At 58.9% G+C, this 20,127-nt stretch carries 16 protein-coding genes and 2 pseudogenes; 9 read left to right on the forward strand and 9 right to left on the reverse strand.

Annotated features, from left to right (window positions below; genetic code table 11):
* Positions 1-21 precede the first annotated feature (21 nt).
* From uvrB to WDO70_09585, 4 genes and pseudogenes are all read left to right on the forward strand, one after another.
* Positions 22-2,042: pseudogene (uvrB, locus tag WDO70_09570) on the forward strand (excinuclease ABC subunit UvrB).
* Between the two features lie 135 nt (positions 2,043-2,177).
* Positions 2,178-2,369: a hypothetical protein gene (locus tag WDO70_09575; protein MEJ0063424.1), complete on the forward strand. Its 192-nt coding sequence runs from the start codon at positions 2,178-2,180 to the stop codon at positions 2,367-2,369.
* Positions 2,362-2,625 carry a type II toxin-antitoxin system RelE/ParE family toxin gene (locus tag WDO70_09580; protein MEJ0063425.1) on the forward strand — a complete coding sequence of 88 codons (264 nt, stop codon included), beginning with the start codon at positions 2,362-2,364 and terminating at the stop codon, positions 2,623-2,625. The genes WDO70_09575 and WDO70_09580 overlap by 8 nt, the downstream gene beginning before the upstream one ends.
* 70 nt (positions 2,626-2,695) lie before the next feature.
* A complete protein-coding gene (locus tag WDO70_09585) occupies positions 2,696-3,553 on the forward strand; it encodes an N-formylglutamate amidohydrolase (GenBank protein MEJ0063426.1) in 858 nt (285 codons plus the stop codon).
* 14 nt (positions 3,554-3,567) lie between these two features.
* Here WDO70_09585 and WDO70_09590 read toward each other — a convergent pair whose 3' ends face one another.
* On the reverse strand, positions 3,568-4,677 hold the full coding sequence (locus WDO70_09590; protein MEJ0063427.1) for an HAD family hydrolase: 1,110 nt from the start codon (positions 4,675-4,677) through the stop codon (positions 3,568-3,570).
* Between the two features lie 251 nt (positions 4,678-4,928).
* Here WDO70_09590 and WDO70_09595 point away from each other — a divergent pair.
* Positions 4,929-6,202 (forward strand): annotated as a pseudogene (locus WDO70_09595) (glycerate kinase).
* 18 nt (positions 6,203-6,220) lie between these two features.
* On the opposite strand, the gene bamE reads toward WDO70_09595, so the two are convergent.
* Positions 6,221-6,661 carry an outer membrane protein assembly factor BamE gene (bamE, locus tag WDO70_09600; GenBank protein ID MEJ0063428.1) on the reverse strand — a complete coding sequence of 147 codons (441 nt, stop codon included), beginning with the start codon at positions 6,659-6,661 and terminating at the stop codon, positions 6,221-6,223.
* A 91-nt stretch (positions 6,662-6,752) separates the two neighbouring features.
* Between bamE and WDO70_09605 the strand changes: the two genes are divergently transcribed.
* The gene (locus tag WDO70_09605; GenBank protein MEJ0063429.1) at positions 6,753-7,280 is read left to right on the forward strand and encodes a ubiquinol-cytochrome C chaperone family protein; all 528 of its coding nucleotides are present in this window, start codon (positions 6,753-6,755) and stop codon (positions 7,278-7,280) included.
* Positions 7,281-7,291: 11 nt separating this feature from the next.
* Here the strand turns inward: WDO70_09605 and WDO70_09610 are convergent, their stop codons facing one another.
* The 7 genes from WDO70_09610 to WDO70_09640 all read right to left on the reverse strand — a co-directional run bounded on the left by WDO70_09610 (position 7,292) and on the right by WDO70_09640 (position 12,972).
* Positions 7,292-7,780: a MerR family transcriptional regulator gene (locus WDO70_09610; protein ID MEJ0063430.1), complete on the reverse strand. Its 489-nt coding sequence runs from the start codon at positions 7,778-7,780 to the stop codon at positions 7,292-7,294.
* 3 nt (positions 7,781-7,783) lie between these two features.
* Complete coding sequence (locus tag WDO70_09615; GenBank protein MEJ0063431.1) at positions 7,784-8,122, reverse strand: integration host factor subunit alpha; 339 nt, start codon at positions 8,120-8,122, stop codon at positions 7,784-7,786.
* A gap of 92 nt (positions 8,123-8,214) precedes the next feature.
* Positions 8,215-9,795, reverse strand: a complete 1,581-nt coding sequence (locus WDO70_09620; GenBank protein MEJ0063432.1) for an FAD-dependent oxidoreductase — start codon at positions 9,793-9,795, stop codon at positions 8,215-8,217.
* Between the two features lie 162 nt (positions 9,796-9,957).
* Complete coding sequence (locus WDO70_09625; protein MEJ0063433.1) at positions 9,958-10,932, reverse strand: beta-ketoacyl-ACP synthase III; 975 nt, start codon at positions 10,930-10,932, stop codon at positions 9,958-9,960.
* Positions 10,932-11,996 (reverse strand): phosphate acyltransferase PlsX, encoded by a 1,065-nt coding sequence (gene plsX, locus WDO70_09630; GenBank protein MEJ0063434.1) that lies wholly within the window; start codon positions 11,994-11,996, stop codon positions 10,932-10,934. Before plsX ends, WDO70_09625 begins: the two co-directional genes overlap by 1 nt.
* Positions 11,997-12,009: 13 nt before the next feature.
* Entirely contained in the window at positions 12,010-12,195 is a 186-nt protein-coding gene (gene rpmF / locus WDO70_09635; protein MEJ0063435.1) for a 50S ribosomal protein L32, read from the reverse strand.
* A 186-nt stretch (positions 12,196-12,381) separates the two neighbouring features.
* Positions 12,382-12,972 carry a DUF177 domain-containing protein gene (locus WDO70_09640; protein MEJ0063436.1) on the reverse strand — a complete coding sequence of 197 codons (591 nt, stop codon included), beginning with the start codon at positions 12,970-12,972 and terminating at the stop codon, positions 12,382-12,384.
* A 79-nt stretch (positions 12,973-13,051) separates the two neighbouring features.
* On the opposite strand from WDO70_09640, the gene WDO70_09645 reads away from it, so the two are divergent.
* From WDO70_09645 to WDO70_09655, 3 genes are all read left to right on the forward strand, one after another.
* Positions 13,052-13,843, forward strand: coding sequence for a nickel/cobalt efflux transporter (locus WDO70_09645; GenBank protein MEJ0063437.1), 792 nt, complete (start codon positions 13,052-13,054; stop codon positions 13,841-13,843).
* A gap of 48 nt (positions 13,844-13,891) precedes the next feature.
* Positions 13,892-15,199, forward strand: a complete 1,308-nt coding sequence (locus tag WDO70_09650; GenBank protein ID MEJ0063438.1) for an Nramp family divalent metal transporter — start codon at positions 13,892-13,894, stop codon at positions 15,197-15,199.
* Between the two features lie 146 nt (positions 15,200-15,345).
* Complete coding sequence (locus WDO70_09655) at positions 15,346-20,127, forward strand: NAD-glutamate dehydrogenase (GenBank protein MEJ0063439.1); 4,782 nt, start codon at positions 15,346-15,348, stop codon at positions 20,125-20,127.

Genomic DNA, 20,127 nt, shown 5'->3' on the forward strand with positions numbered 1-20,127 from the left:
ATGTCCTCTGTATTCCCCGCTATGGCTGAAGTTGTGCCGGCCTATCGCCCCGAGGCGGGCAAGAAATTCGTCCTGAAATCCGATTTCCAGCCCGCGGGCGACCAGCCCGCCGCCATCCGCGAGCTTGTCGCGGGATTGCAGCGCGGCGAGCGGGATCAGGTTCTGCTTGGCGTCACCGGATCGGGCAAGACATTCACCGCGGCACAGGTCATCCATGAGCTACAACGTCCCGCCATTATTCTCGCACCCAACAAGACGCTGGCGGCGCAACTATACGGCGAAATGAAGCAGTTCTTTCCCGATAACGCCGTGGAGTATTTCGTCAGCTTTTACGATTACTACCAGCCGGAAGCCTATATTCCCCGTTCCGATACTTTTATCGAAAAAGATTCCATGATCAACGAGCAGATCGACCGCATGCGCCACGCGGCGACGCGCGCGCTGCTGGAGCGGGACGACGTGATTATCGTCGCGTCGGTTTCCTGCATTTACGGCATCGGCTCGGTCGAGACATATTCCGGAACCGCCGCCGTTCTTGCGAAGGGGCAGAAAGTCGGGCGGCAAGCGCTGCTGGCCCAGCTTGTCGAATTGCAATACAAGCGCAACGACATAGGTTTCTCGCGCGGCGATTTCCGCGCTCGCGGCGACACGGTGGATATTTTCCCGGCGCATATGGAAGATCGCGCCTGGCGCATCAGCACGTTCGACGATGAAATCGAGGAGATCGTCGAGTTCGACCCGCTGACCGGCGAGAAGACGGCGGTCATGGAGGAAGTGAAGCTCTATGCCAATAGCCACTATGTCACGCCGAAACCGACACTCGCCCAGGCTATCGGGCAGATCAAGGTCGAGCTGAAAGACCGTCTGCAGGAATTCACCGCGCAGGGAAAACTCATCGAGGAGCAGCGCCTGCGCGAGCGGACGCAGTTCGATCTGGAAATGCTGGCGGCGGCGGGCGTGTGTTCGGGCATCGAGAATTACAGCCGCTATCTCACCGGACGCGCGCCGGGCCAGCCGCCGCCGACGTTGTTTGAGTATCTTCCACCTAATGCCCTGCTGTTCGTCGATGAAAGTCACGCGATGGTGCCGCAGCTCAACGCCATGTATCGCGGCGATCTTCAGCGCAAGACCACGCTGGCGGATTACGGCTTCCGCCTGCCGTCCTGCCGCGATAACCGCCCGCTTAAATTCGAGGAGTGGGAGCGGATGCGGCCGCAGACGATTTTCGTTTCGGCGACGCCGGGGGCCATGGGAACTGGAGCGCACCGGCGGCGTCTTTACCGAGCAGGTCGTGCGGCCCACCGGCCTGATCGATCCGCCGGTCGTCATCCGCCCGACCGAGTTTCAGGTCGACGATTTGCTGGCGGAAACCCGCGCGGTGACGGCACGGGGCTTTCGCACGCTGGTGACGACGCTCACCAAGAAAATGGCCGAGGCGCTGACCGAATATATGGGCGAGGCGGGGATCAAGGTGCGCTATCTGCATTCCGACGTGGAAACGCTGGAGCGCAGCGAGATCATTCGCGATTTAAGGCTTGGCGTGTATGACGTGCTCATCGGCATCAATCTGCTGCGCGAGGGGCTGGACATTCCCGAATGCGGCCTCGTCGCCATCCTCGACGCCGACAAGGAAGGCTATCTGCGCTCGCGCACATCGCTGATCCAGACGATAGGCCGCGCCGCGCGCAATGTGGAAGCCCGCGCGATCCTCTACGCCGACAGGATCACCGGCAGCATGCAGGCGGCTCTCGATGAAACGGGCCGCCGCCGGGCGAAGCAGAAGCCTATAACGCCGAACACGGCATCACGCCGTCGAGCGTCAAGAAATCCATCGACGATATTCTGCATTCGTGTACGAGCGCGATTACCTCGATGTCGGGACGGGCGACGACGAAACCGCGCATCTCGTCGGCAAGGATTTGCGCAGCCATATCCGCGATCTCGAAAAACGCATGAAAACGGTGGCGGGCGATTTGGAATTCGAGGAGGCCGCCCGCCTGCGCGACGAAATCAAGCGGCTGGAAGCGCGGGAGTTGGGGGTTTGAGCGCGTACTCACCCCACAGGACAAGTCACCAAACCGGGGCGTGCCCTTGGGCGCGACCCAGGATCCCGTTTGCTTCCTAGCAGCCGGAAAAACAATATGCTATTATAGCGCTAGGGTAAACGGGAGAAGATGATGGTTGGGATTCAATATGTAACGGATGAGAAGGGCCGGAAGGTGGCTGTTCAGATCGACCTCAAAAAGCATAAAGAGCTTTGGGAAGATATCGAGGATGTTCTGGTTTCCCGGTCGCGGAAACAGGAACGCCGGATTCCGCTCAGCAAGGTCAAGGCCGCGCTCGTCAAGAGCGGCAAGCTGCATGGATAGGCTCTATAGCGTCGGCCTTGCCGCTAGCGCTGATAAAGAAATACAGAAATTACCCGCTAAAATTGTCGAGCGCATCTTTCCGCATGTCGAGGGACTTGCCGCCAATCCCCGTCCGCCCGGATGCAAAAAGTTAAAGGGTGGCGATAAAGAATATCGAATTCGGATCGGCGATTACCGCGTCGTTTATGTCATCGACGATACCGCTCGAACAGTTGATATAACGCGCATCGCTCATCGGCGCGATGTTTATGAATAGAGTCATATAGGCTTGGCTGAAATGACAATCTAGATTAAGATAGAAGCCGAAGATAAAGAAGGAACACTTCATGGAAATCCCGGGCATCTTTCGCGTTAACGATCCGGCAGGGCCGGCGGCGCCGCTGGTTCTCGATGTGCCGCATAGCGGGCGCACTTATCCGGGCGACTTTCAATACGCCTGTCCGTTTCCGCTGCTGCGCCAGACCGAAGACGCCTATGTCGATGAATTGATGGAAAACGCCGTCGAGCATGGCGCGACGGTTCTGACGGCGCTGTTTCCGCGCGCGCTGATCGACGTCAATCGCGCGGTCGACGATCTCGATCCGGCGGTCGTCGATGGCGTCTGGCCTGAACCATTGCAGCCCAGCGAGCGGACGCTTGGCGGTCTTGGGCTCGTGCGGCGGATGTGCCGCGGCGGCGTGCCGGTCTACAAGGAACCGCTGGCGATCGAGGAAATCGACCGGCGGCTGCGGCAATATTACCATCCTTATCACCGGGCGCTGGCCAGAATTCTGGATGGCATGCATCGCCGCTTCGGCGCGGTGTGGCATATCGACTGCCATTCCATGCCGTCGAAAATGTATGACGGATCGCTGATGGCGGCGGACTTCGTGCTCGGCGACCGCGACGGCACGAGTTGTTCGGCGGATTTCACAGCGCTGTGCGCCGAGGCGCTGCGTGGATTAGGCTATAAGGTCGTCATCAACGATCCCTATAAAGGCGTCGAAATCGTACGCCGCCATGGGCAGCCCGGACAGGCAAGGCATTCGCTGCAGCTGGAAATCAACCGGGCGCTCTATCTGGACGAGGATGTGATCCAGCGCGCTTCGGGCTTTGACAAAATGCGCGCCGATCTCGGCAAATTCATCCAGAAAGTCGCGGCTGCGCTGCCTTATCATCGCGAGCAGCAGACGGCGGCAGAATAAGACGCTGCGTTCAATCAGCTTGGCAGGGCATGGAAGGGGCTGCTGCTCGCCATCGGGTGGCTTGAGGCGCGCGGGCTGCTGCGCGCCGGCTTGTCGCTATCGCCGGCTGTCAGCTGGTTGTTCTTTACCACCGGCACGAATGCCGGACTGCTCAACCGTATGAAGCCGCTGTCGATCAAATCGAGCAAAGTCTCGAAGCCTTTTGGCAGGCGGATAATGCTGTCGTTGATGCCAAGCGCGTCGATTTCCTTATTGACCGCTTCGGCGCCCAGCAGCTCTTTGCCGGGACGAAGCTGGTTGTTGATGTCGCGTTCCGCGGGACTGATATCGTTGGCGCCATGTTCCTGAAAACAGAAAATCGCGTTCCGGCTCTTCGGGTCATATTCGCGAGACTTGGAAGGATCGATGCCTAGCGCAACGCGCAAATCGCTTAATCCTTCTCCGATCACGAGAATTTGGTCGGGACTGGCCCCGGTCAATCTTGCGATTTCATGCAGCGGCGTCGGGTCCGGTTTTTGATATGTGTAGGGAATGACGATTCTGCCGAATCCTCCGCCGTTGGATGAGGCCGCGCCTTCTTTCCAGCTCGGCGAGTCTTCATCGCATAATTTTTTGGCATAAAAGGCGCTAAGATGGTCGGGATCGAGGCCCGCGCGCTTCGACCGGTCCACGGCATGAGAGTCCGGGGAGTTGGTATAGATGGCTCCGAATACGCCGGCCTTGCTTGCCACGCGAAGAAAATCGGCCGCGCCTGAGTATAATTCGTAAGATTGGTGCGCCGAGGTTTTTGCGTCTTTCAGCGTAGCCAGTTCTTCAGAGATAGCCGGATTTCCGTAATCGAGGCTCCTCATATATTCACGGAATACCTGTTCCGGACGGTGGAGTATGTTCTGAATGCCGAGGGTGCGCATTAAATGGCTCTGCCATGCGGCGCCGCTCATGCAGGTTTCTCCGCCCGCGGCGTCGAATTGACGCTGCAGGGAATCTTGCGTGGCGGCGACAGACGCCAATGTTTTGTATGTGGGCACTAGCGTGCCATCGAGGTCGAGCACGATGACTTTGATGTCGAGCGGTTCTGAAAGCTGCGTTCCGGCAATACCGGGGAATATTGTTTTGGGGGACACTTTAAATTTTCCTTTATCAAAATTCAGCGCACGAAATATCAAAACATATATATTAGTTCTGCCATCGAATTCCTTTCCATTTAATCAATGGAATGTTACTTTGTCAAAAATATCTGTGCTTTTTTACTTGCGAAACTGCGCGGTTGACTTCGCAGACGCACAAAACGCAAGTATCCTATCGCGGATCAAGGATGTTGCGATGCAACAAGGGAAAAAATTAACCTCGATTTTTAGTTTGCGGCGAGAACCCCATGTCGATCGATCCCCGTCAGTTTCTCGAAGGCCTGTTCCAGGCCGCTCTAACGCCGGTCATGGCGGAACGCTGCGTGCCGCCGTTCCTGCCGGAGCCGCCGAAAGGGCGCACCTTGGTCATTGGCGCCGGCAAGGCCGCGGCTGCAATGGCCAAGGCGGTGGAGGATCATTACAAGGGGGACTATCGATTCCGGCATTGTCGTGACCCGTTATCGGCACGGTCTTCCCCTCAGGACGATCGAATGCGTCGAGGCGGGGCATCCCGTGCCTGACGATGCTGGGGGCGCGACGGCCTTGCGCATTCTGCAGCTTGCGGAAACGGCGGGTCCGGACGATCTTTTGCTTTGCCTGATTTCGGGAGGCGGCTCGGCGCTCCTGACGCTGCCGGCGCCCGGCCTGACCATGGACGATCTGCGCGCCGTGAATAAGGCGCTTCTTCTTTCGGGGGCCGCTATTCATGAAATGAATTGCGTCCGCAAGCATCTGTCGGCTATTTCCGGCGGACGGCTGGCGCAGGCGGTCAAAGGCGGCCGCGTCGTATCCTTGATGATCTCGGATGTTCCGGGCGACGATCTTTCCGTCATTGCCTCGGGCCCGACCGTGGGCGATCCCACAAGTTTCGCCGACGCCAGGATGGTCATCAGCAAATACGCCATCGCCGTTCCCGCGGCGGTCGAGAGATATCTCGCCGAGGCCAAGGAGGAAACGCCCAAGCCCGGCGATCCATGTTTCACGCGCGTCGAGAATATTCTGATTGCGAAACCGCAGGATGCGCTCGAAGCGGCGGCCGCTTTCGCCCGCAGGCATGGGATTACGCCGCTTGTCCTCGGCAACGCCATCGAAGGCGAAGCGCGCGATGTCGCCTTGGTGATGGCCGGCATGGCGCGCCAGACCGTTGAGCACGGCCAGCCGATTGCCGCTCCTTGCGTGCTGATTTCAGGCGGAGAAACGACGGTCAGCGTCAAGGGGGAGGGCAGGGGGCGGGCGCAATTGCGAATTTCTTCTCAATTTCGCGATTGCCGTCGAGGGGCTTTCCTCGCGCATTCATGCCATGGCCTGCGACACGGACGGCATCGACGGCACGGAGGACAATGCGGGCGCTGTCCTGCATCCCGATACGCTCGCCAGGGCGCTGGCCAAAGGCGTCAAAGCCAAGGATTACGCAGCCCGCAATGATTCCCACGGGTTCTTTTCACGGACGGATTCCTTGCTCATCACGGGGCCGACGCGCACCAACGTCAATGATTTCCGGGCGATCTATATTACGGCCTAATAATGCCGCGCATGACCGTCATTCCGGACGCCCGCGGCGGCTTTGGCCGGCCATGGGCGTTCCGGCGCGGCCGATATTGCCGAACAGGTCTTGAATCCAGCTCGTATCCCGTCCGAAGCTCGGTGTCTGTCCCGGCGCGGCATCGATATTGGCGATCTCGTCCTTGCCGGTTTTTTCGATCGTCTTGACGATGCCGTTGTCGTCGAAATGGATGGTGATGATCTGCTGGTCGGTGACCTCGGGATCAAGGAAAGAGTATCGCTCCGTCCGGCGGCCGATATAATACCATGTGTTATCGTCGAACGTGGAGCGGTGCGAGGGCGAGCCCAGTTTGTCGATAACGTCTTCGCGGGTCGATGTGTCGGCTTTGATCTGCGCGATACGGTCGGCATCGAGCAGATTGCCGCGATTGGCAATGGTAGGGCTGCACCCGGCAAGGATGGCTACGAGCAAAGGCATAATCAGTTGCGGGCGCATTGGAATCCTGTTTCCTAAATTCACCAGTCGGAGTTGGAGGGACTATAAATTGCTGCGACGTATATGGCAAAAGATGATTGCATTGCGCCTTGTCCCCGCATGGCAGGCGCCGGAAGTCGCGGCGCTTTACCGTGCAGCGTCAGGGCAATCGCGCCGTCCGGAGTTTTACACGGCGGGAGGCGTGCCCGACACCATCGACGGCAGATTCGACTTGCTGGCGTTGCATCTGGTGCTGCTGATGCTCCGTTTGCGCGGCGAGGGGCCGCAAGGACGCAAGATGAGCCAGCACCTTTTTGACTTCATGGGTGCCGACATGGATCGCAGCCTGCGCGAGATGGGCGTCGGCGACACAGGCATCCCCCGCCGCGTCAAGGCGATGGGCGAGGGCTTTTACGGACGCTATGCGGCTTATGAAAAAGGTTTGGGCGACGGGCGGGATGCCCTTATGACCGCTCTCGATAAAAATCTGTACGGAACCGTGCCGACCGCGCCTGATTCTCTGGCGCTAATGGCTGCGTATGTTCTGCGCGCACGCGATACGCTGGCCGGCCAGCCGTTGGAAGCTTTATTAGCGGGGAAGGCAGAATTCGGAAGCTTCTGAATCCAGGACTCTTAAATCCCCGACTGCCGCAACAGCTCGCGCAGGGATTGAAGTTCGACCAGCAAGCCCTGCAATTCTTTGCGCTTTTGCGAAGAAATGCCGGTGCCTTTGGAGGGAGAGGGAAGGCCGAGTGCGCCGATCTTGCCGTCCGCTTCCTGGATTTTCGGCTCGGAGATGCGGTTGATGACGCCGCCGCGCGTTTCTTTGAGGACCTTCTGCACGCCCCGGATCGTGTAACCTTGATTGTAAAGAAGGTTCTGTATGTATTTGAGAAGATGGACATCTTCCGGGCGGTAGTAGCGGCGGCCGCCGCCACGCTTCATCGGCCTGATTTGCGAAAATTTGCTCTCCCAGAAACGCAGCACATGCTGCGGCACGGCCATCTCTGTCGCTACTTCGCTAATGGTGCGGAAAGCGGCAGGAGCTTTCACTTCGGCTTTGTGAAGCGTAACGACCGGAAGCGGCTCGCTATGTTCTTCCTTAACCAGTTGGATAGTCATGCTCTAATCCTCCTCTCCGGTCTGGGCAGGCGGCAGGCTTTTGCCCGTCAGGCCGCGGTTGATTGCGTCTTTGAGCACATGGCTGGCGCGGAAGACCAGCACCTTGCGCGGCAGAATCGGCACTTCCTGGCCGGTTTTGGGATTGCGTCCGATGCGCTCGCCCTTGCTTCTTACCTGGAAGCTGCCGAAGGACGACAGTTTGACCATGTCTCCCCGTATCAGAACGGCGCTGATTTCATCGAGGATGATATCAACAAGTTCGGCGGATTCGTTGCGGGACAGGCCGACTTCCTGATAGACGGATTCGGCGAGATGGGCGCGGGTCACGGTATTTTCAGCCATAAGGCGACTCCGGTTGGCTTCACGGATAACGGCTCACCCTAATACTCTCTTGCAAGCCCGTCAAAGAGAAAGAAAAAGCGGGGGCGCTTCACCTAATTACCGGTTTTCCGGCTTTTGATGAGGCTGCGCATGATGAAATCGGCGGCCAGCCTGCCGGTCTGGGCGGCGCCGTTCATATAGCCGAAATGCTCGTCGCTTAACTGTTCGCCCGCGAAGATTAGATTGCCGGCATGAACTGCTTGCCTTTGCTCGGGGTGATCCGATTCGACCCAGAAATATTCTCTGAATTCGGTTAACTGGCCGGGACGATAAGAAGAATAAGCGCCGCGCGTCAGCCTTCCCTCCGTCCAGTTCGTCATGAAATATTGTCCGTTGGCGTCGGCTTTCGCTCCCGGCGCGATCTGATCGAGCCGTCCGACGAAATTTTCCCCGCAGGCCAGAACGCCGCCGGTGGCCGCCGCCGTAACGCGATTGCCGCCCATGAAGAAATTCAAGACCCCGCTTTTTTGTTCCGGCTGGCGCTGGGTGGCGTCCCAAACCTGATCGAAACCATGGTCGTTCCAGAATCCCATGCTGAAGATTTTTTCCCTGCGCCAGGTTTTGTGGTTGAATCCGGCAAGGAGCTTTTCATTGGAGCCGAGCTTCGCGGTCTGGATAAATTTTTGCAGTTTATCGGGCACCGGAGCGTCCAGACTCACATCCTGCAGCACCGTGAAGGGCAGGGCGACGACGACATAATCGCTCTCGACGGGTTCGCCTTCCGAGAATTCCAGGCGATAGCCATCGTCCTTGGCGCGGATGGCGCGCACTTCTTTCTGGAAAGATATTTGCCCGTCCAGGTTTTTCTTCAGCGCATGAATGATCGCCTCCGAGCCGCCCATGACGGTATACATTTCATCGCTCTTGCCGAGAAGATCGGCATGTTTTCCATCGGCCTTGGGCAGGCTGTAGATCAGCTGCAACGCGGAGGAGTCCACGGGATCGACGCCGTATTCAGTATGAATGACGCTTCTGATAAGCGTGCGGATATAAGGCGCGTGGATTTTATCGGCGTGCATGTCGAGATAGTCTTCCACCGACATGGCGTCCATCACCGGCCCGTATTTCTTGAAATCCCGGTCGAGAAAAGCAGCGTCGGTTGCCAGTCGCACCGCGAGGCCGAGCAGGTCGGAGGCTATTTCCTGCTCGCTGCGCAAGCGTCCGTCGAAGTAATAACATTCTTCGGGACATTTCTGCCGTTTGGCGTCGCGGATTTTGTTGAAAAGCGGGATTTTCAGTTTGGAGGCCAGCTTCAGCATATCCCGATGGTCGCTGTTGATGAGCTCGCCGCCAAGATCGGTCATGAGATCGTCGCCGACCAAACCCGCGCGGGATATGACGCGTCCGCCCAGGCGGTTGCTGGCTTCATAGATTTTAGAGGAAAACCCTGCCTGCTTGAGCCGGTAGGCCGCGTTCAGCCCGGCAAGGCCGCCGCCGATCACGGCGATGCGGGGCTGAATCCCTCCCGCCGCAGCCAGAGCTTTCGCGGTAAACGGAAATGCCTGGCTGACGATACCGGCGGCGCCGACGCTCACCAGCCCTTTGACGAAACTGCGGCGCGTTATGCCCGGCGCGGCAGCCGGAGGAGTCGCTTCGCCCTGAAGAGCTTGCGCCTTCAGCAAAAGCCGGATCAATCTATGGAAACCAGGAGTATGAGGCATTTCAGATGGGCGTCAAATGTCGAGAATCAGATATGGAGAATCACATACAGGAATGTTCTGGCGAGAATACCGCGTTATATCAATACGAAACTTACTGAACGAAATTTACTGACACCCGGCATCGCATGCCTATTGTCAGATTCTCACCATCGCCGCCGCCCAGGTAAGGCCCGCTCCCATGGCGTCGAGCAGAACGACATGGCCCGGCTTGATGCGGCCGTCCTGCACGGCCACGGACAAGGCGAGCGGAATCGAGGCGGCCGATGTATTGGCGTGTTCGGAAATGGTTAGAATGACTTTCTCCGAACTCAGGTGAAGTTTCTTTGCGGTGCCGTCGATGATTCTCTTGTTGGCTTGATGCGGAACCAGCCAGTCGATTTCATCGGGCTGCATGTTGTTCGCCTGCAGGGCTTCATCGACCACTTCGGCGAGACGGATAACGGCCTGGCGGAAAACTTCCTGCCCTTCCATCACCACTTTGCCGACCGTTCCGCTGCTGCCTGGGCCGCCGGATGTATAAAGCTTCTTCCAATGTTTGCCTTCGGCATGCAGATGGGTGGATAGAATGCCGCGGTCGCTCTTATCGCCTACGCCCGGCATGGCCGAAAGCACCACGGCTCCCGCGCCGTCGCCGAACAGGACGCATGTGTTGCGGTCGTTCCAATCCACCAATCTCGAAAAAGTTTCCGCGCCGATCACCAGCGCATGTTTGACTTGCCCGGTGCGAATGAAGTTATCCGCCGTCGCCAGCGCGTAGATAAATCCGGAACACGCCGCCTGGACGTCGAAGGCGAAGCCGCGATCGATGCCGAGCGCGGCCTGCACCAGAACCGCCGTGGCGGGAAAGGTGTAATCCGGCGTGGTGGTCGCGACGACGACGGCATCGATGGCGCTAGCGTCTATGCCTGCGTTCTCCAATGCTTGGCGCGCCGCGCGCACGGCGAGATCGGAAGTCTTTTCGTCGTCTGCCGCGAGATAACGCTGTTTGATGCCGGTGCGCTGCTGAATCCAGGCGTCGGACGTGTCGACGCGCTGCGCCAGCTGGTCGTTGGTGACGGCTTGCGCGGGCAGGGCGTTGCCGCATCCCGCGATGACGGAGCGCGTGATCATCAGGCTTGGCCCGCCGCCGCGTCGGGCAGAGAAGGGGGCGGTTCGTGCAGATCATAATGACGGGCAAGTTCAGCCCTGATTTTGTCATTAAAATTATGTGCCGCGAGGTCTGCCGCAACGCCGATGGCATTCGCGAAGCCTTCATGGTCCGCGCCGCCGTGGCTTTTGACGCATACGCCTTCGAGGCCCAGGAACATCGCGCCGTTGTAGCGGCGCGGGTCTATTCTCTGCTTCATGCGTCCCAGCGCGTCGCGCGCGAAGAGGTAACCGATTTTGGCCGACAGCGACGACTGGAAAGTCTGGCGCATGAAATGAGCCATGAGCTTGGCGGTGCCTTCGACGGTTTTCAGCGCCACATTGCCCGTAAAACCGTCCGTGACGATAACATCGACCCGGCCGCCGGGAATGTCGTTGCCCTCGACGAAGCCGACGAATTTTCCGGGAACCGGGCGCTCGCGAAGCAGCTGCGCCGCGGTTTTCAATTCATCGCGTCCCTTGATGTCTTCGACGCCGACATTCAGCAGGCCGATGGTCGGTTCGCTCACGCCAAGAATGGCGCTGGCGAAGATCGCGCCCATGATGGCGAATTGCACCAGATTCTCGGCATCGACTTCCACGTTAGCCCCGAGGTCGAGCATGACGCTCTCGCCCACCATCGTCGGCAAAAAAGACGCCATGGCCGGGCGGTCGATGCCGGGGAGCGTCTTCAGCACCAATTTTGCCATGGCCAATAATGCGCCGGTATTGCCTGCCGACACGATGCAGGCGGCGTCGCCTTTCGCCACCGCGTCGAGAGCGTAACGCATACTGGAATTGCGTCCCTGCCGCAACGCAAGCGAGGGCCGGATGTCGGCGGACACGCTGTCGGGCGCGTGGCGCAGTTCGGCGATGTCCTTAAGCGGCGCGTACCGGGCGAGGATGGGGGCGACAACGCTCTCGTTGCCGTACATCAGATAGGAAATATTCGGATGCCTCTCCGCCGCAAGCGCCGCCCCGGCAATGACGATCTCGGGGGCGCGGTCGCCGCCCATCGCATCGAGCGCGATTACGGTGCGGTTGGACATGCGCGCGGCTGCGTTAAGCGGCGGACTTGGCGCTGGTCACTTCGCGGCCATCGTAATAGCCGCAAGCGCTGCAGACGAAATGGGGCCGCTTCGCTTCGCCGCAATTCGGGCATTCCTGATGCTTGCCCGCACTGATCGCATGGTGCGAACGGCGCATGTTGCGCCTTGATTTCGAGGTTTTTCTTTTAGGAACTGCCATGGTACTACCCGATTTCCAAATAAATAACGCGCCCGTTCAAATTCGGTGCGCGTAGGTCTTTCTATGAAGAATTCTCGGCAAAGGCAAGAGAAAACCTTTGTTTTCAAAGCGGTTGTTGTTTTCCGGCTTTTGCGGCAAAGGCTGAAAAACCCTTTGATTTCTATTCGTTAAGGAAAAGACGGCTTATTATTTGTCCTTATCCTTCTCTTTATCCTTAACTAAATCGGCCAATTTGGCAAAAGGGCTTATGCGCTGGTTCTGATTGCTGGCGGGGGGCGGTTCGGTAAGTTTTGCTCCGGGACTGCGAGGGTAGGGGTCAAGCGCCAGGGCCAGATGCTGAACCACCAGCTCGCCAAGATCGATGATGCCGCCGACGATGGGCTCGACTTCGTCGGCCATGATATCGATCATGTCTTCGCCGTCTTCTTCGTCTTCTTTTTTAATGATGGAAGGCGGCGCGAACAGACCGGATATTTCTCCGGCGGGGTTCGCCGGGACGGGATCGAGCGTCACGACGCATTGCTGCACGACGTCGGAGGCGAAGTTCCCGGTGACCATGATCATGGCGCTGTCGTCGATGCGGCGCAGTTGCAGGTTTGCCAATAGCTTCTTGAGACTGAGGAGCCTCAAACGTTCGGCCACCGCCTGGCATTCTTCGGGGGTCGCCGTAATCGTAAGGTCTTTGCCGCCGGGAGGAATCTTATCGACTTCAAAGGGGTATGAAAATTCCGGAATAATGTTAGGCATGGCTTCCGCTTTCGCTGTTTTTTCGATCATGGCATGACCGATGCTTTATTATAGTCATTATAGTCTAAATTCATAGCTCGCCAGCGCTTAATTGGAGTATAACAATCTCATGCCCGATCTCTCCGATCTTATCCAGCAAGGCGCGGCCTATGGCTGGCTGTTTCTGCCGAGCGCGATCCTTCTCGGCGCTTTGCATGGGCTTGAGCCGGGCCATTCCAAAACGCTTATGGCGGGATTTATCGTCGCGGTGCATGGCACGGTGAGGCAGGCGGTGCTGCTCGGCCTGGCCGCGACGATATCGCATACGGCCATCGTATGGGCGGTCGCCATCGGAGGGATGTATCTGGGGCGGAATTTCGATGAGCATACCAGCGAACCCTATTTCCAGCTTGTCTCCGCCGCGTGCATTGTCGGCATGGCGCTGTGGATGCTGATGCAGGCCTGGAGAAAGCAGCGGGGCGGCGGTCATGCCGCCGGACACGGCCATGATCATGCCCATGGCCACAGCCATGCCCACGAGCATCACCATGACGCGCATGAGGCGGCTCATGCCGAGGATATCCGCAAATTCGCCGGCCAGCCCGTGACAACCGGCCAGATCATCATGTTCGGCCTGACCGGCGGGCTGATTCCATGTCCGGCGGCGATTACGGTTCTGCTGCTATGCCTGCAATTGAAGAAAATCGCCCTGGGCGCTTATCTGGTGTTGGGATTCAGCGTGGGACTTGCCATAACCCTGGTCATGTCGGGCGTTATCGCCGCGCTCGGCGCGCGTCACATTTCCCGCCATTGGCCGGCTCTTGGCGTACTGGCCAAAAAAGCGCCGTATGCTTCCAGCCTTCTGGTGTTATGCATCGGAATCTATGTGGGGACACAGGCTGCGCTTACTTTGGCGCATTAGAATAATAGTATATTGCCATCTGATGGCAGACTTATATATCGTGGCCCCATGTTAGAGCGCGCCAAGACCGATATTTCCCTCGCCGAAGTTTTCCGCACGGTGCCGATACCGTCGAATGCCGGATTCTGGCGCAAGATGATGGCCTATGGCGGGCCGGGCTATCTGGTCGCCGTCGGCTATATGGATCCCGGCAATTGGGCGACATCGATCGCGGGCGGCAGCGGTTTCGGCTATACGCTTATCTCCGTCATTATTCTCGCCAATTTCATGGCGATGCTGCTGCAAAGCCTGAGCGCGAAACTGGGCATCGTCGCCGGACAGGATTTGGCGCAAGCCTGCCGCCACCGTTATCCGAAAGCCGTCAATATATCGCTGTGGCTGTTATGCGAAATAGCCATCGTCGCCTGTGACCTTGCCGAAGTCATCGGCACGGCCATCGCGCTCAATCTGTTGTTCGGCTTGCCGCTGGCTGTCGGCGTATGCCTGACCGTGGCGGATGTTTTCCTGATCCTGCTGCTGCAGCGCAGCGGTTTCCGCAAACTGGAAATCTTCACGATCAGCCTCATGAGCGTCGTGGCTTTTTCGTTCATATATGAGATCATGGCCGCCAAGCCGGATTTCGGGGCTATCGCGGCGGCGGCGATACCGACCACCCGGATTTTCACCGATCCGGCGATGCTCTATATCGCTATCGGCGTCATCGGCGCCACCGTGATGCCGCATAATCTCTATCTGCATTCCTCCATCGTCCAGACGCGCCAGTTCGGCCTGACGCCAGGCGGCAAAAAAGAGGCGCTGCGCTACGCCGTTTTCGACACGGTCGTCGCGCTGTTTCTCGCGCTGCTGATCAATGCCGCGATTTTGATCATGGCCGCGGCGGTGTTTCATAAAAACGGGATGTATGAAGTCACCACCATCGAACAAGCGCACCAATTGCTCGCGCCGTTATTGGGATTGCCGCTTGCCAGCACCTTATTCGCGCTGGCTCTGCTGGCATCGGGGCAGAATTCCGCCGTGACGGCCACCCTGGCCGGGCAAATCGTCATGGAAGGATTCCTGCAGCTGCGATTGCCGCCTTGGGCGCGGCGGCTCATTACCCGTATGCTGGCCATTATTCCGGCGGCGTTCGTAACCATAGTCTATGGCGCGGAGGGCACCGGGAAACTGCTGCTGTTGAGCCAGGTCGTCCTCAGCCTGCAATTGCCGTTCGCCATCGTGCCGCTTTTGCAAATGACGTCGGACCGCAAGCTGATGGGCGAATTCGTCAGCAGGCCCGTGACGGTTATCGCCGCATGGAGCGCCGCGATCCTGATTATCGCCCTCAACGTCAAGTTGCTCGCGGATGTGCTGTTATAAAAAAGATTGAGGAATAGCGATTTGTGCGGCGCACGGCGCGGCTCTATTTACGGAATGGGAATTCTGGTATTCATTCGGCGAGAATCGCATTCGTTTAATCCGTTATTCCGGCCTTCGCCGGAACCGCGAGAGTAGGTAGTTGACTAGTGGCTCGTACTTTGAAATCCGCGCATCGAAAAAATCCGGCCGGGAATAGCGCGCAGCGCGAATTCATGGCGCAGTTCTTCGCTCAATTGAGCCCTCAGGATTTGATCTCCCTGCCTCCGGAACTGCGCGCCGTCATCGGCGGCAATTTCTGGCAGTTCATGCAGCGGCGCAAGCCGGGGCATATGCTGGTGCGAGTCTACAACCCCACGCTCGAGCGGGACGGCTGGAAAGGAAAATGCAGCGTCGCGGAAATCATCCATGACGACATGCCTTTCATCGTCGATTCCGCCATGGGCGCCATCAACAAGCTCGGATTCCCGGTTCAGCAGATCATTCACCCGGTTTTGCGCGTCAGGCGCGACGCGGCGGGACGTCTGCTGGGCGTCGAGCCGTCGCATAAGGGCAGTCCCGGCGTCATGGCGGAGTCGTGCACGCATATCCAATTCGATGAAATTCGCGATCCTGTCCAGTTGCGGCAGCTCGAAGACAATATGCGCCAGGCATTTCGCGACGTGCGGCTTGCCTTCGGCGACTGGAAGGCGATGCGTGAGCTGATCGACGATGTCATCGAGGAAATCAGCGCCCATCAGTCCATGTCCCTGCCGGAAGGGGAAGTGCAGGAAACCAAGCATTTCCTGCGCTGGCTGCAAGATAATCATTATACGTTTCTCGGCTACCGCCGGCTTGAACTGCGAACGCGGCGCCGCAGGCTCGAATTGGCGGTGACGCCGCGAAGCGGACGCGGCGTGCTGCACGATCCGGACGTGTTCGTGTTCAATAATCTCAGCGATCTGGAATCGCAGCCGCCGGAAGTGCAGAATTTCATGCAGGAGCGCCGGCTGCTGATGGTCACCAAGACTAATCGCGCCGCGACCGTGCATCGTCCCGTGCCGATGGACGCGATCTTCGTCAAGCGTTTCGACAAGAAGGGCAATGTGGCGGGCGAGCATTTATTCATCGGCCTTTTCACCTCTTTCGCCTATTCGCGCAGCCCCAGGGAAATCCCGCTTTTGCGGCAAAAGGTCAGCCGCGTGCTGGCGAAGGCCCAGCTCGATCCGATCAGCCACGACGGCAAATCTCTGATCCATATTCTCGATAATTATCCGCGCGACGAAATGTATCAGATTTCCGAACGCGAGCTTTACGATCACGCTATCGGCATTCTGGGGCTGCAGGAACGGCAGCAGGTGGCGCTGTTCGTGCGTCTCGATCCGTTCGAGCGCTTCGCCACTTGCCTTATATACGTGCCGCGCGATTATTATACGTCCGCTTTGCGGGTGAAATTCCAAAGGGTGCTGCAAGCGGGATTCGGCGGCACGGCCGAGAATTTCAATGTGCGGATCGACGACAGCCCCCTGGCCCGCGTCTTTATGACCGTGACGACGACGCCTGGCGCCGTCCCGGCCGTGGATTTGCAGGCTCTCGAGGAGGAACTGCGCGATATCGCCCGTCCCTGGAGCGACCGGCTGCGCGACCAGCTTTATGACGTATTCGGCGATGGCGCGGGCAGGATTCTGGTCGAACGATATCATGCCGCGTTTCCGCAAACCTATCGCGAGGCGACGTCCGTCGAATTGGCGCTGCAGGATATCGGTATCGTCGAGACGATGGAGGCCGAGACCATAGGCGTTAACCTGCTGCATCACGGCGGCGATTCTCCTCATATCGTCAATCTCAGGATTTTTCATCGCGGCACGCCGCTCGCTTTGTCTCAAGTATTGCCGATGATCGAGAATATGGGGCTTTTCGTGGAAATCCACGAAGGGCCTTATGTCATCGAACCGCATGGCGTCTCGGAATCCGTGTGGCTGCATGATTTCATCGGCCGGGTGCATCATGCGATTCCCTCCCAGCTTCGCAGCGTGAAAACTTTATTCGAGAATGCGTTCCGTAAAATCTGGCAGGGTCAGATTCCCAATGACGGCTTCAATCAGCTGGTCTTGCGCGCCGAGTTGCCGTGGCGGGAGGTCAATGTTCTCCGCGTGCTGGCGAAATACGCCCGGCAGCTTCGCAGTCCGCACAGCGAGCAGGCGATCATCGCCGCTTTGGCCAAGCATCATCGCCTGGCGCAATTGATCGTGGCGCTCTTCATGGCGCGGCACGATCCCGCCGCGCAGCGCCAATATTCCGCGCGAAGCAAAGCGATCGAAGCGGAGGCGGTGCGGCTTCTGGCCGACGTGCCCAATCTGGACGAAGACCGCATCATCCGCCGTCTCTTTAATCTCGTGCGGGCGTCGGTCAGGACCAATTATTTCCAGTTTGACGCCGCGGGTGATCCCAAGAGCTATCTGGCGATCAAATTCGACTGCGGGGCGATCGATAACCTGCCTTTGCCGAAGCCGCTTTATGAAATCTTCGTCGTCAGCGCGCGTATGGAAGGCATCCATTTGCGCGGCGGCAAAGTCGCCAGGGGCGGCATTCGCTGGTCCGAACGGCCCGAAGATTTCCGTACTGAAATCCTGGGCCTGATGAAGGCGCAGATGGTCAAGAACAGCGTCATCGTGCCGGTCGGCGCGAAGGGCGGATTCGTCGTCAAAAATCCCGATCCGCAGAATGCGCAAAAAGAAGGCGTGGAATGTTACCGCACCCTGATGCGCGGATTGCTGGATCTCACGGACAATCGCGTGAAAGGCAGGATCGTTCCGCCGGGCAATATCGTGCGCCATGACGGCGACGATCCGTATCTGGTCGTCGCCGCCGACAAGGGCACGGCGAAATTCTCCGATATCGCCAACGGAATTTCCGCGGATTACGATTTCTGGCTCGGTGACGCTTTCGCATCGGGCGGATCGGCGGGTTACGACCACAAGCATATGGGCATAACCGCGCTGGGTGTTTGGGAAGCCGTGAAACGGCATTTCCGCGAACTGGGCAAGAACATTCAGCGCGAGGATTTCACCTGCATCGGCGTGGGCGACATGTCGGGCGATGTGTTCGGCAACGGCATGCTGCGGTCGAAGCATATCAGGCTTCTCGGCGCTTTCGATCATCGCCATATTTTCTGCGATCCCAATCCCGACGCGGCCAAAAGCTTTGCCGAACGCCGCCGCCTGTTCGCGAAGCAGTCCTGCACCTGGGCGGATTACGATCCGAAACTAATTTCCAGGGGCGGCGGCATTTTTTCCCGTAACCTCAAGACGATTAAGATAACGCCCGAGATGCAGGCGGCTTACGGACTGACCGCCGATCAGTTATCGCCGTCGGAACTCATTCAGGCGATGCTGCGGGCGTCGGCCGATCTGCTTTATTTCGGCGGCGTCGGCACTTTCGTCAAAGGCGCCGATGAGCGGCACGAGGAAGCTGGCGACCATGTCAACGACTCGCTTCGCATCGATGCCGCGGAATTGCGGGTCAAGGTTGTCGCCGAGGGCGCCAATCTCGGCATGACGCAGCGCGCGCGGATCGAATATGCGTTGAAAGGCGGATGCATCAATACCGACGCGATCGACAATTCGGCGGGCGTGGATACGTCGGATCACGAGGTCAACATCAAGATCGCGCTCGCCCGCGCTTCGCAAAACGGTACGCTGCGGCCCGCGGCCCGCAAGAAGCTGCTGGCGGCCATGACCGGCGACGTCGCGAGGCTGGTGCTGCGCGATAATTACCTGCAGACCCAGGCGCTGTCGCTGGTCGGAACCGAGGCTTCCGAACTGCTGATCGTGCATGTGCGCGTCATGCGGCTGCTCGAGCGCAGCGGGCTGCTCAATCGCCGTATCGAGGTGCTGCCGGACGAGGACGAGCTTGCCGACCGGCAGCGCGCCGGGCGCGGCCTGACGCGGCCCGAGCTGGCCGTGCTGCTGGCTTATGCCAAAATATGGCTTTTCCAGCAGCTGCTCGCGTCGGGTTTGCCGGACGACCAATTCCTGGAGTCCGAGCTTGTCCAGTATTTCCCGACCCTCATGCGAACCAAATTCGTCGCGGATATAAGGCGGCATCAATTGCGGCGCGAAATCATCGCGACTTCGGTGGCCAATAGCCTGATCAATCACGCGGGCATCCATTTCGTCATGCGGATCACCGAACGCACCGGGCGCAGCGCTGCCGATATCACCCAGGCCTATTGGCTGACGCGCGAAGCTTTCGGCCTTGTTGGCATCTGGCAGGAGATCGAGGCGCTCGACAATAAAGTGTCCGCCCAGACCCAGATCGCCATGCAGCTCATCGCCAATCAGGCGGTGAAAAGGCTGGCGCCATGGTTCCTGCGCGAGCATCCCAGCGGCATCCGGCTCGACCGGCTGATTCCGTATTATCGCCGCGGCGCGCTCGGCCTGGCTTCATGGCTGGCGCGGAACGGCGACGACCGCCTCAGCAATCATCATCGGCAGAATTGGACGACGTTAAAGGCGGCAGGGGTTCCAGCGCATCTGGCCTATCGCATCGCGACCTTGCCTCTTCTTGCCGCCGCGCCGGATTTGCAAAGCCTTGCCAGAACGTCGCGCACGACGATTGCCCAGGTCGCCGATATATATTTCCGCCTCGACCAGCAGTTCAGCTTCGCCTGGCTGCGCGAGCGGGCGCAGCAATTGCCCACGCCGTCTTCATGGCAGCGGGATGCCGGCGCCGCGCTGATCGAGGAAATGCTGATCGCGCAGCGGAAATTGACCGCCTCGGTGCTGCGTGAAAAAGGCCGTAACGGCGCGCGTTACCAGCGCTGGCTGCAGCAGCTGGGAACGCGGCGGCTGGCGGCGGAACAGACGGTGCAGGAACTGCGCGCGGCCAATAATCCCGACCTTGCCATGCTTACGCTGGCGACGCGCCAGCTCGCGGCGCTGGGGGAATAG

This window comes from Alphaproteobacteria bacterium, assembly GCA_037200005.1.
GTDB lineage: Bacteria > Pseudomonadota > Alphaproteobacteria > UBA9219 > RFNS01 > JBBCGY01.

What these genes read in the sequence shown, in the direction of transcription:
- WDO70_09650 (MEJ0063438.1), top strand. Translation starts at nt 13,892, where the DNA reads ATGTTAGAGCGCGCCAAGACCGATATTTCCCTCGCCGAAGTTTTCCGC.
- WDO70_09610 (MEJ0063430.1), bottom strand. Translation starts at nt 7,780, where the DNA reads ATGACTATCCAACTGGTTAAGGAAGAACATAGCGAGCCGCTTCCGGTC.
- WDO70_09625 (MEJ0063433.1), bottom strand. Translation starts at nt 10,932, where the DNA reads ATGATCACGCGCTCCGTCATCGCGGGATGCGGCAACGCCCTGCCCGCG.
- WDO70_09615 (MEJ0063431.1), bottom strand. Translation starts at nt 8,122, where the DNA reads ATGGCTGAAAATACCGTGACCCGCGCCCATCTCGCCGAATCCGTCTAT.
- WDO70_09605 (MEJ0063429.1), top strand. Translation starts at nt 6,753, where the DNA reads ATGATTGCATTGCGCCTTGTCCCCGCATGGCAGGCGCCGGAAGTCGCG.
- bamE (MEJ0063428.1), bottom strand. Translation starts at nt 6,661, where the DNA reads ATGCCTTTGCTCGTAGCCATCCTTGCCGGGTGCAGCCCTACCATTGCC.
- WDO70_09575 (MEJ0063424.1), top strand. Translation starts at nt 2,178, where the DNA reads ATGGTTGGGATTCAATATGTAACGGATGAGAAGGGCCGGAAGGTGGCT.
- rpmF (MEJ0063435.1), bottom strand. Translation starts at nt 12,195, where the DNA reads ATGGCAGTTCCTAAAAGAAAAACCTCGAAATCAAGGCGCAACATGCGC.
- WDO70_09585 (MEJ0063426.1), top strand. Translation starts at nt 2,696, where the DNA reads ATGGAAATCCCGGGCATCTTTCGCGTTAACGATCCGGCAGGGCCGGCG.
- plsX (MEJ0063434.1), bottom strand. Translation starts at nt 11,996, where the DNA reads ATGTCCAACCGCACCGTAATCGCGCTCGATGCGATGGGCGGCGACCGC.
- WDO70_09640 (MEJ0063436.1), bottom strand. Translation starts at nt 12,972, where the DNA reads ATGATCGAAAAAACAGCGAAAGCGGAAGCCATGCCTAACATTATTCCG.
- WDO70_09645 (MEJ0063437.1), top strand. Translation starts at nt 13,052, where the DNA reads ATGCCCGATCTCTCCGATCTTATCCAGCAAGGCGCGGCCTATGGCTGG.
- WDO70_09580 (MEJ0063425.1), top strand. Translation starts at nt 2,362, where the DNA reads ATGGATAGGCTCTATAGCGTCGGCCTTGCCGCTAGCGCTGATAAAGAA.